This is a genomic window from Acidimicrobiales bacterium (assembly GCA_035546775.1).
Taxonomy (GTDB): Bacteria; Actinomycetota; Acidimicrobiia; order Acidimicrobiales; family JACCXE01; genus JACCXE01.
In genome coordinates, this window is the sequence record DASZWD010000020.1 from 77,770 (window position 1) to 88,952 (window position 11,183).

Here is an 11,183-nt window from a genome sequence, read left to right on the forward strand (position 1 = left end):
GACTCATGGCCGACCTCCAGGCGACAATCGAGGAACTCTGGGAACGGCGCGACGAGTTGTCGCCCCAGGACACCGACGCGTTGGCGTCGGTGAGCGAAGCCATCGATCTGCTCGACAACGGCGAGGCCCGCATCGCCGAGTTGCGGGGCGACACCGTCGTCGTGCACGAATGGCTCAAGCACGCCGTCCTGCTGGTGTTCCGGCTGCGGGGGATGGAGACCGAAGAAGTCGGTCCCTTCGAGTACCACGACAAGGTGCCGCTGAAGCAGAACTACGCGGCTGCCGGTGCCCGGGTCGTGCCCGGCGGCATTGCTCGCTGGGGCAGCTATCTCGGTCCGGGCGTGATCGTGATGCCGGGCTACGTCAACATCGGTGCCCGCGTCGAAGCCGGCTCGATGGTCGACACGTGGGCGACGGTCGGCTCGTGCGCCCAGATCGGCAAGAACGTGCACCTGTCGGGAGGCGTGGGCATCGGCGGCGTCCTCGAGCCCGCGCAGGCGGCGCCGGTGATGATCGGCGACGAATCGATGATCGGCAGCCGTTCGATGATCACCCAGGGCGCGCGCGTCGGCACCGGTTGCGTGGTCGGCGAAGGCACGATCCTCAACCCGACGATCCCGGTGTTCGACGCCGAGACGGGCGACGAGGTGTCGCGGGGCGTCATCCCGGACTGGTGCGTCGCCGTGCAGAGCTGGCGCATGAAGGAGTTCGCCGGCGGCACGTTCGGCGCGCCGTGCGTCCTGATCGTCAAGCGGCTGACCGAGGGCGAGCGCCATGACAAGGCGAAGCTCAACGACGTCCTGCGCGACCACGGCGTCAGTGTCTGAGATACCCGACCTCCTCCAGCGCACGGCGGAATTGATCGACATCCCGTCGGTCAGTCACGACGAGGGTGCGATCACCGAGCATCTGGCGACGTTCTTCGGCGCGCTCGACGGCTTCAGCGTCGACCGCGTCGGGATGAACCTCGTGGCGCGCACCAACCTCGGAAAGCCGCAGCGTTTGGTGCTGGCCGGCCACACCGACACCGTGCCGGTCAACGACAACGCCACGGCGCGGCGCGACGGCGACACGCTCTACGGGCTGGGCGCGTCCGACATGAAGAGCGGCCTCGCGGTGTTCGTCGAACTGGCCGCCGCGATCAGCCGCGGCGACGTCACCCCGGCGTGCGACCTCACCTTCGTGTTCTACGCGTGCGAAGAGGTCGCCCGCGAGCACAACGGGCTGCTCGAACTGTTCGCGTCGCGGCCGGATCTGACGGCGTGCGACGCCGCCATCCTCGGCGAGCCGACCGACGCCTGGATCGAGGCCGGCTGTCAGGGAGCGTTCTCCGTCGAGTTGACCTTCGTCGGGGCGCGGGCCCACAGCGCCCGGCCTTGGACCGGGGTCAACGCCATCCATCGCGCCGGCGTCGCCATCGACCGCGTGCGCGAGTGGCCCGGGCGCCAGCCGGTGATCGACGGCTGCGAGTACCGCGAGGCCATGCAGGTCGTGCTCGTCCATGGGGGCGTCGCCCGCAACGTCGTGCCTGACCACTGCGTCGTGACGATCAACCATCGCTTCGCCCCGGACCACTCGCTCGACGACGCCCGCGCGGCGGTGCGCGCCGTCGTCGGCGACGCCTTCGACGAAGGCAACGGTGACAGTTGGCACGAAATCGACGTGTCGATCGCCGCGCCGCCGGCGCTCGGTCACCCGCTGTTGAAGTCGCTCGTCGAGCGGTCCGGCCGGGCGCCGCGGGCCAAGCTCGGTTGGACCGACGTCGCCTTCTTCGCCGAACAGGCGATTCCGGCGGCCAACTTCGGCCCCGGTGACCCGCTGCTGGCCCACACGCAGGGCGAATTCGTCACCAAGAGCCAGCTGGACGCCGCCTGGAAGACGCTCGTCGGGGTCGTGGCCGCCGGGGCGTGATGTTTGCTGCGGCTCCTGCCGTGGCACGATGTTGCGATCATGCGGACCTCCCTGCGGCTCCTTGTCGCGCTCGCGCTCGCCCTCGCTGTGGCCGGTATGCGGCCGGCATCGGCGGCGGACGACCCGTATGGCAACCTCCAGTGGAACCTCAGCCAGATCCACGCACCGGCCGCTTGGCCGGTTTCGACGGGCGCCGGCGTCAAGATCGGCATCGTCGACTCGGGCGTCAACCGGAACCACGAGGATCTAGCCGGCAAGGTCGTCGCCGCGGCGACCTGCGTCGGGACATCGGGCAACGTGGACAAGTGCACTGGCGGCACCAACCCCGGCCCGAACGACGGTAACGACGTCAACGGCCACGGCACCCACGTCGCCGGCATCGCCGCCGCGGTCACGGGCAACGGGACCGGTGTCGCCGGTGTCGCTCCCGACGCCCAGCTCATCGTCGCCCGCGCCTTCGCGCCGTCGTCGGACGGCACCGAGCCCACGGCCAACCTCGACGACGTGAAGGCGGCGATCGAGTGGGTCGTCGCGCAGGGCGCCCAGATCGTGAACCTCAGCGTGGGCGTCGAGAGTTCCGGCGTGTGTCTGCTGTGCGGGTCGAACACGTCGAATCCACTCGGTCCCGTCGTCGAAGAAGCGTGGCAGCGCGGCGCACTGCCGGTGATCGCGTCGGGCAACAACAACCAGCAGCTCTTCGGCGGCGCCAGCGGCGGCTACTCGAAGCTCGACGCCATCGTTGTGGGCGCCACTGCACCAGACGGCAGTGTCGAGCCGTATTCGAGCGCCATCGGCAGCGCCAAGTGGGGCATCGTGGCCCCGGGTGGCGACGCGGCGGACCCCCAGGGTCTGTGCAATCAACAGTCGCCCAGCTGCGGCATGGTGCTGTCGACCTACGCGGGCACAGGGTGCAAACCGACCGACGCGCCGAACTGCTACGCCTACTTGGCGGGTACGTCGATGGCGACGCCGCACGTGAGCGGTGTCGCGGCGTTGTTGTTCGCCCACGGGCTGTCGCGCCAAGAGGTCGTCGACACGTTGCTGGCGACGGCTGACCCGATGGATTGCGGCACGAACTGCGCCGGGCGCCTCAACGCGTCGCGCGCCCTCGGGGCGGTGCCGAACGACACGGGCGACGACGGCGGCAGCAGCAGCGGTTCGCACACGACGACGACCGCCAAAAAGTCGACCCCGTCGAGCAGCGGTGACTCGAAGGCGGCGACCACTACTACGCCCACGACGTCGCCGTTCATCTTCAACAAGGAACACCCGAGCGACCCCAGCACGACGTTCCGGCGGCCCCAGGGGGCGATCGTGTTGCGTTCGACGCCCGCCGACAGCAACGGCGTGCCCGTGCTCGTAGGACTCGCCGGCATCGTTTCCCTCGCCGGCGCGGCGCTGGCGATGAGTTACAACCTGCGCAGGACGCTGACGACCTTGCCGTAGACCACAACCTCGCCGGGCCCGAACACCATCGGCTTGAGGCGCGGGTTGGCGGGTTCGAGGGTGATCGTCGAACCCTTCTTGCGGAAGGTCTTCACCGTGGCTTCGCCGCCCGGGATGCCGGCCACGACGATGTCGCCGTTGCGGGCTTCGGGTTGGCTGCGCACCACGACGTAGTCGCCGTCGAGGATGGCGGCGTCGATCATCGAATCGCCGCGGACGCGCAGCACGAACGCCGCGTCGGTGCCGGTGAAGTCTTCGGGGAGGGGGAGCAGTTCCTCGACGCGCTCATCGGCGAGCACGCCGGTGCCGGCGGCGACGTCGCCCACCAGCGGCAGGTGACGCACGCGCGCCTTTTCGACCTGCTGCTCGGAATTGGGGTCGAAGCGCACCTCGAGGGCGCGCGGCTTGGTGGGGTCGCGCCGCAGGAAACCTTGCTTTTGGAGCGTGTTGAGGTGGGCGTGCACCGACGACGACGACGTGAGGCCAACCGCCTCGCCGATCTCGCGCACCGACGGCGGGTAGCCGCGATCGCGTAGGGACGCCTCGATGACCTCGAGGATCTGGCGCCGCTTGCCCGTGAGCACCTGCTCCGACATCTACTCCACCTCCGAACGTGTGTTCAGGCACGGTACCGACGCCGCGGCGCTATTGCAAACACCCGTTCGATATCGCCCATTGACAACGAACGCGTGTTCGGTATCGTGGGAGGTCGAACGGCTGTTCGGTTTCCTTCCGGAAGTCGTTACACCCCTTCTGTACAACGTCCCCCATGAACGCACGACAGGAGCTCCCGATGCAGGCGACGATTCCTCTCCAGTACCGCCCGGCACGCGGCGCGACGGTCCGCCGCCGCCCGTCCGCCGCGGTCTATCGCCGCCGCCGCCTCGCCGTGTTGCTGTCTGCGGCAGCCATCGTCGCCCTCACGGTGATCGGGCTGCATCGGCTGACCGGCTCGTCCGGCGACGGTCCCCTCACCGGCGCCGGACAGCCGGTGAGCGTCCTGCACGCGTCGCTCGTCACCAGCACGCGCGTCATCGTGCAGCCGGGCGACACGCTGTGGACCATCGCTCGCCGGGTGCAGCCGACCGGCGACGTCCGCCCGCTGGTGGCCAGCATCGAGGCCAAGCGGCACGGCCAGCCGCTGCAGGTGGGGGAGACGATCCAACTCCACAGGTAGCCTGGCGATGTGCGTTGCCCGCATTGCTCGGCCGATGACGACAAGGTCATCGACTCGCGCGGAGCCGAAGACGGCAGCGCCATTCGCCGGCGCCGGGAGTGCCTGGCGTGCGGCCGTCGCTTTACTACCTTCGAGCGGGTCGAAGAAGTGCCGCTCGTCGTCGTAAAGCGATCAGGGGCGATCGTGCCGTTCGACCGCGCCCGCATCGTCGCCGGCATCCGCGCGGCTGCCAAGAACCGCCCGATCTCCGAAGACCAGATGGAGGCGCTGGCCTTCGAGGTCGAGGAGCAGTCGCGCCTCGTGAGCGGTGAGGTCGACACCGAGTCCATCGGCCTGGCGGTGCTCGAGGGCCTCCGGCGACTCGACCAAGTGGCCTACGTGCGTTTCGCCAGCGTTTACAAGGGGTTTGACGACGCCGATGACTTCCTCGCCGAAGTGCGGGCGCTCACCAAGGAGAGCGAGCCCAAAGCGCCGCGACGCGTAGGTGAATAACCGAAAGGAGCTTTTGTGCGACTAGGCGTGCTCACCGGCGGTGGAGACTGCCCCGGCCTCAATGCAGTGATCCGTGCTGTCGTCCGCAAGGGCGAGAAGCATTTCGGCGACGAGATCGTCGGCTTCCTCGACGGCTGGCGCGGTCTCATGGAGGACCAGACGAAGCCGCTGTCGATCGAGGCGTGCCGCGGCATCCTGCCCCGCGGCGGCACGATCATCGGCTCGAGTCGCACCAATCCGTCGGCCACCGAGGGTGGACCCGAAAAATGCCAGGAGACGCTCGCCCGCCACGGCATCGACGCTTTGATCGCCATCGGTGGCGAAGACACCCTGGGCATGGCGCAACGGCTCACCGACGCCGGCTCGCCGGTCGTCGGCGTGCCGAAGACGATCGACAACGACCTGTCGGCCACCGAGTTCACCTTCGGCTTCCAGACGGCGGTCCAGATCGCCACCGACGCCATCGACCGCCTCCACACCACCGCCGAGTCCCACGACCGGGTCATGGTCTGCGAGGTGATGGGCCGCCACGCCGGCTGGATCGCCACCTACGCCGGCATGGCCGGCGGCGCCGACGTCATCCTCATCCCCGAGGAGCCGTTCGACGTCGACGACGTCTGCGAACGGATCCGCCACCGCCACCGCCGGGGCGCCCGGTTCTCGATCGTGGTGGTGGCCGAGGGCGCCGTCCCGAAAGAGGGCACGATGGCCACCCAGGACAACGAGGTCGACCAGTTCGGCCACGTCCGGCTCGGAGGCATCGGCACGATCCTCCAGACCGAGATCGAGGGCCGGACGGGGTTCGAGACCCGGGTCACGATCCTCGGCCACATCCAGCGGGGCGGGACGCCGACCGCCTACGACCGGGTGCTGGCCACCCGCTTCGGGGTGGAGGCGATGGACGCCGTCCACCAGGGGGACTTCGGCACCATGGTCGCCCTCCAGGGTGCCCAGATCGTCCGGGTGCCGCTGGCCGACGCGGTCCGGGAGCTGAAGACCGTCGACCGCCGGATCTACGAGGCGGCCAGCGTCTTCTTCGGTTAACGCCCGCTTAACCTTCGAAGAGGATTCGGCCCGGTGGCCGTCTAACCATTGCCACCGTACGTGGTTTTTGGCGGTTTAGGCGCCCATTGATCCGGTGCCGGGCGCCCCCCGATCACGCTGGGAAAGGAACCGTGGGCCAACCTCGTGGCCTGGCGCGCCGTCGCGCCCGGCTGTCTCCCTCGCGCATCGCCCTGGGCCTCGCCATGGTGGTCATCGCCACCGGGCTGCGACTCGGAGTGAACCCGGGTCCGGTCTGGGCCGGTGTCCCCGTCTCGGGGGCCCTCCATCCGGTGGGTGACGCCACCGTGTCGGAGAAGGCCCCGACGAAGAACTTCGGCACCGCCACCATTCTGTCGGCCGACACCAAGCCCCACCTGGAGTCGTACCTCCACTTCGTGGTCCCGCCCGGGGCCACCGGCCCGGCCCGCCTCCGGCTCTACGTCACCGACGGCAGCAAGACGGGCCCGAGCGTCCGCCTCTACAACGGGGTGCTGAACGAGTCCACCGTGACCTGGAAGACCCGGGTGAAGCCCCTGGTCGGCACCAAGGTCACCAGCGGGACCCTCAAAGCCGGGACGTGGGCCGAGTGGGACGTGAGCGGCCTCGTGACCGGGCCCGGCGACGTGACGCTGGCGCTGGTCGGCGCGGCCACCGACGGCTCGGAGTTCGGCTCCCGGGAGTCGGCTCACCAGCCGGAGCTGGTGATGGGCCAGACCCCAGTCTCGACCACCACGACGACGACCTCGACGTCGACGTCCACGAGCACCTCGACGTCGACCACCACGACCACCACGACCGTGGCGTCCCCGACCACGACGTCGACCGGGCCGCCGACGACCACCACGACCGACCCCGGAACGCCGCCCGCCTGCCTGCCCCGCTGGGGTCAGGCGGCGCCGATCGGCGCCCTGGCCCACGGCATCAGCGAGATGTCGGGCATGGTGGCCAGCCCCAACCACCCCGACTGGGCCTGGGGGATCCGCGATTCGGGCAACGCCCCGTCGCTGTGGGCCATGAGGCCCCGGGCCGACGGCACCGTCGACACCCAGGAGTACCGGGCCTCCACCGTCCGCAACTCCGACTGGGAGGACATCGCCTTCACGCCGGGCTTCGCCCCCGGCTCGGGCCTGATCTGGGTGCTGGAGAACGTCGGGAACAGCGCCAGCGGGAACCGGTGGATCTACCAGTTCGAGGAGCCGGACCCCGACAACCCGCCGCCGCCTCCGCCGACCACGACCACGACGACCACGACGACGCTGCCCGGCGATCCGGGGACCCCGCTCGACGACACCACCAGCTCCACGACGACGCTGTCGCCGCCGCCCCCGCCCCCCACCGGGCCGGCCACCCTCGTCGGCGCCTACCAGTGGGCCTATCCCGACCAGCAGGTGAACACCGAGACGATGTTCACCTTCGACGGGAACCTGGCGGTGGTGTCGAAGACGTCGCCGCCCCGGGTCTACCAGTTCGACGGGCCGCTGCTGCCGTTCATCGTCAACGTCCCGAGGTTCGTGGGCTCCCTGCCGGTCGGGAGTCTCCCGTCGATCGCCGCCATCTCCTCCGACCAGCGGACCCTGGCCATCGCCAACCACTCCAAGGTCGACGTGTTCGAGAACCGCCACGACGTCCACGACCTGGCCGCCCTGATCTCCAACCCGGTGTTCCACCAGAACATGGCCTCGGACAACCGGGAGGGCGGCACGTTCTTCCCCTACGGGAGCTGCGACCTGGTCCTGGTGGCCGAGAGCAAGACCCTCTGGGAGCTCACGCACTCGGGAGGCTGACCGGCCTCCCGGGAGGCCCGCCCCAGGGCCGGGCGGCCCGCCGGGTCACTAGCATCCCGGCGGTGAACGCGCTCGACGAGCTCATCGCCCTGCTCGACCTCGCACCGCTCGAGGTCAACCTCTTCCGGGGGGTGAGCTGGAAGGACGACCGGCCCCGGGTCTTCGGCGGCCAGGTCGCCGGCCAGGCGCTGGTGGCCGCCGGCCGCACCGTGGACCCGGAGCAGAAGTGCCACTCGCTGCACGCCTACTTCCTGCGGCCCGGGGACCCGACGATCCCCATCATCTACGAGGTCGACCGCATCCGGGACGGGCGGTCGTTCACCACCCGGCGGGTGGTCGCCATCCAGCGGGGCGAGGCGATCTTCAACCTCCAGGCGTCGTTCCACCGGGCCGAGGAGGGTTTCGACCACCAGGTGGAGATGCCCGAGGTGCCCGATCCCGAGACCCTGCCCCGGGCCGACGAGATCGAGCCGCCCCGGCCCGGCCGGCTGTGGGACCGCCAGCCCGGCGACATGCGCTACGTCACCGGTCCGCCGTGGGACCGGGAGGTGTCCCCGGAGGCCCGCCAGCTGGTGTGGATCCGGGCCGACGGGACCTTGCCCGACGACCCGCTGCTCCACACCTGCGTCGTGGCCTACGCCTCGGACTACACGCTGCTCGGATCGTCGCTCGTCCCCCACGGCGTGACCTACTTCGGCGACGACGTGATGATGGCCAGCCTCGACCACGCCATGTGGTTCCACCGCCCGTTCCGGGCCGACGAGTGGCTCCTCTACAGCCAGATGAGCCCCTCGGCCTCCGGCGCCCGGGGCCTGGCCTACGGTGGGATCTTCCGCCGGGACGGCACGCTGGTGGTGTCGGTGGTCCAGGAGGGGCTGATCCGGCCGATCCGTGATCCCTCCCGGCTGACGCACTTCTACCGGTCCTGACGGGCCCACAGGAAGGAACGCTGCCGATGCCCTCCTCCGACGGACGGGTCGATCTCCGCTCCGACACCGTCACCACCCCCACCGCGGCCATGCGCCAGGCGATGGCCGACGCCGAGGTCGGCGACGACGTCTACGGCGAGGACCCCACGGTCAACCGCCTCGAGGAGCTGGCGGCCTCGATGGTGGGCAAGGAGGCGGCGCTGTACGTCGCCTCCGGGACGATGGGCAACCAGGTGGCGCTGCGGACCCTCACCCGGCCGGGGACCGAGGTGGTCTGCGGGGCCCGGGCCCACATCCGCCAGTACGAGGCGGCCGCCGCAGCCCGCAACGCCGGCGTCCAGATCCGGCCGCTGCCCGACGACGGGGGCTTCTTCGGCCCCGAGGCCGTCGACGCCGCCGCCCAGGGCCCGGCCCATCACCTGCCGCCGCTGTCGCTGGTGGCGGTGGAGAACACCCACATGCCGGCCGGGGGCGTTCCCTGGCCGCCCGAGGCGGTGGCGGCGCTGGCCGGGGCCGCCCGCCGCCACGGGTTGGCGGTGCACTGCGACGGCGCCCGGATCTTCAACGCCGCGGTGGCCCTCGGCGTCGGCGCTCCCCGCCTCGCCGCTCCGGTCGACACCGTGATGTTCTGCCTCTCCAAGGGCCTCTCGGCGCCGGTCGGGTCGATGCTGGCCGGCCCGGCCGACGTCATCGCCGCCGCCCGGGAGGAGCGGGCCCGCCTCGGCGGCGGGATGCGCCAGGCCGGCGTCATCGCCGCCGCCGGGATCGTGGCCCTGACCGAGATGGTCGACCGCCTCGCCGACGACCACGCCCGGGCGAGGCGCCTGGCCGAGGCGCTGGCCGAGCGGTTCCCCGGCTCGGTCGACCCCGGCGGGGTGCTGACCAACATCGTCTGCTGCGACGGTGCGGCGCTGCCGGCGTCGTTCATCGACGATCTCGCCGCCCACGGCATCCGGGTCGGCACGATCGATCAGGCCACCGTCCGGCTGGTGACCCACAAGGACGTGGACGACGCGGACCTGGAACGGGCGCTGTCGGCCATCGCCAAGCTCTGACGCCGGCGATGGGATCCGAGCTCACGCTGCTGGTCGACGCCTCCAGCCTGCTGTACCGGGCGTTCTTCTCCACTCCCGACTCGGTGCGGGCGCCGGACGGGAAGCCGATCAACGCCGCCCACGGCTTCTTGGGCATGCTGGCCCGGCTGGTGGCCGACCACGACCCCTCCCGGCTGGCCTGCTGCGTCGACGACGACTGGCGGCCGGCCTGGCGGGTGGCGCTGGTCCCCGAGTACAAGGCGGCCCGGGTGGCCGGGGTGGCCACCGCCGAGCAGTCGGCGGCCGACGACGAGGTCGGGCGCCAGGCGGTCTACGTCTTCAAGCTCCTCGAGGGCCTCGGCGTGCCGGTGGTCGGCCTCGAGGCCTGCGAGGCGGAGGACGTCATCGGCACGCTGGCCGAACGGGAGGCGGCCCGCCCCGGCACGCGGGTGGCGGTCGTCTCGGGTGACCGGGACCTCTACCAGCTGGTCCGGGACCCCGACATCTACGTGCTCTATCCGATCAAGGGCGTGAGCGAGCTGCTCCGGGTCGACGAGGCCGAGATCACCCGGCGCTACGGCATCCCCGGCCGGACCTACGCCGACTATGCCGTCCTGCGGGGCGACCCCTCGGACGGGCTGCCCGGCGTGAAGGGCGTCGGCGAGAAGACCGCGGCGTCGCTCGTGCGGTCCTACGGCGGTCTCGACGAGATCGTGGCCGCCGCCCGGTCGGCGCCGGGGGCCGGCGGCCTGGCCCGGGTGGCCGCCCATCTCGACTACGTGGAACGGGCCCGCCAGGTGGTGGCCATCCCCCGAAACCTGCCGATCCCCGAGGTGGACTTGAGCCGGCCCCGCCGGCCGCCCATCCCCGAGGTCCTGGCGCTGGCCGAGGCGCTGGCCCTCGATGGCGCCGTGGGCCGGCTGGCCGCCGCGCTCGAAGGTGGGGGGCCGGCGGCCCGGTAGGGTGCGGCCCATGGCCGCCAGTCCGAATCTCGACCACGACATCCCGGTGTCGGCGCTGGCCGTCTACGGCCACCCCGACGATCCCGAGATCTCGGCCGGCGGGACGATGGCCCGGTGGGCCAAGGCCGGCGCCACGGTGTGGGAGCTGATCTGCACCAAGGGGGAGAAGGGCTCGCAGGACCCGAACCAGGACCGCGACGCCCTGGCCGCCACCCGCATCGCCGAGACGGAGCGGGCGGCTTCGGTGCTCGGCCTGGCCGGCCACTTCCATCTCGACTACGGCGACGGGGAGCTGCGCGACGATCTCGAGATCCGCAGCCGGATCGTCGAGCTGGTCCGCCGGCTCAAGCCCGAGGTGGTGGTGTGCCCCGACCCGACGGCGGTCTTCTTCGGGGATCGCTACT

12 protein-coding genes are annotated in these 11,183 nt (G+C 71.0%); 11 read left to right on the forward strand and 1 reads right to left on the reverse strand.

The window, feature by feature from the left end:
- Window positions 1-5: 5 nt before the first annotated feature.
- From VHC63_04645 to VHC63_04655, 3 genes are read left to right on the forward strand one after another with little or no spacing between them, the layout of a single operon-like run.
- The gene (locus VHC63_04645; protein ID HVV35870.1) at window positions 6-827 is read left to right on the forward strand and encodes a 2,3,4,5-tetrahydropyridine-2,6-dicarboxylate N-succinyltransferase; all 822 of its coding nucleotides are present in this window, start codon (window positions 6-8) and stop codon (window positions 825-827) included.
- Window positions 820-1,911: a succinyl-diaminopimelate desuccinylase gene (gene dapE / locus VHC63_04650; GenBank protein ID HVV35871.1), complete on the forward strand. Its 1,092-nt coding sequence runs from the start codon at window positions 820-822 to the stop codon at window positions 1,909-1,911. Before VHC63_04645 ends, dapE begins: the two co-directional genes overlap by 8 nt.
- Window positions 1,912-1,950: 39 nt before the next feature.
- Entirely contained in the window at window positions 1,951-3,357 is a 1,407-nt protein-coding gene (locus VHC63_04655) for a S8 family serine peptidase (GenBank protein HVV35872.1), read from the forward strand.
- Here the strand turns inward: VHC63_04655 and lexA are convergent.
- A complete protein-coding gene (gene lexA, locus VHC63_04660) occupies window positions 3,321-3,953 on the reverse strand; it encodes a transcriptional repressor LexA (GenBank protein ID HVV35873.1) in 633 nt (210 codons plus the stop codon). The two genes, VHC63_04655 and lexA, sit on opposite strands and share 37 nt — an antisense overlap.
- A 173-nt stretch (window positions 3,954-4,126) precedes the next feature.
- Here lexA and VHC63_04665 point away from each other — a divergent pair, with 173 nt between their 5' ends.
- The 8 genes from VHC63_04665 to VHC63_04700 form a co-directional block, all read left to right on the forward strand.
- Window positions 4,127-4,534 (forward strand): LysM peptidoglycan-binding domain-containing protein, encoded by a 408-nt coding sequence (locus tag VHC63_04665; GenBank protein ID HVV35874.1) that lies wholly within the window; start codon window positions 4,127-4,129, stop codon window positions 4,532-4,534.
- Window positions 4,535-4,543: 9 nt separating this feature from the next.
- A complete protein-coding gene (nrdR, locus tag VHC63_04670) occupies window positions 4,544-5,026 on the forward strand; it encodes a transcriptional regulator NrdR (GenBank protein ID HVV35875.1) in 483 nt (160 codons plus the stop codon).
- Window positions 5,027-5,041: 15 nt separating this feature from the next.
- The gene (locus VHC63_04675; GenBank protein HVV35876.1) at window positions 5,042-6,070 is read left to right on the forward strand and encodes a 6-phosphofructokinase; all 1,029 of its coding nucleotides are present in this window, start codon (window positions 5,042-5,044) and stop codon (window positions 6,068-6,070) included.
- A 131-nt stretch (window positions 6,071-6,201) separates the two neighbouring features.
- A complete protein-coding gene (locus VHC63_04680) occupies window positions 6,202-7,854 on the forward strand; it encodes a DNRLRE domain-containing protein (protein ID HVV35877.1) in 1,653 nt (550 codons plus the stop codon).
- A gap of 62 nt (window positions 7,855-7,916) precedes the next feature.
- The gene (locus tag VHC63_04685) at window positions 7,917-8,783 is read left to right on the forward strand and encodes an acyl-CoA thioesterase II (protein ID HVV35878.1); all 867 of its coding nucleotides are present in this window, start codon (window positions 7,917-7,919) and stop codon (window positions 8,781-8,783) included.
- 26 nt (window positions 8,784-8,809) lie between these two features.
- On the forward strand, window positions 8,810-9,838 hold the full coding sequence (locus VHC63_04690) for a GntG family PLP-dependent aldolase (GenBank protein HVV35879.1): 1,029 nt from the start codon (window positions 8,810-8,812) through the stop codon (window positions 9,836-9,838).
- An 8-nt stretch (window positions 9,839-9,846) separates the two neighbouring features.
- Window positions 9,847-10,779, forward strand: coding sequence for a 5'-3' exonuclease (locus VHC63_04695; GenBank protein HVV35880.1), 933 nt, complete (start codon window positions 9,847-9,849; stop codon window positions 10,777-10,779).
- 10 nt (window positions 10,780-10,789) lie between these two features.
- A partial coding sequence (locus VHC63_04700; protein ID HVV35881.1) for a PIG-L family deacetylase occupies window positions 10,790-11,183 on the forward strand: 394 nt, incomplete at its 3' end.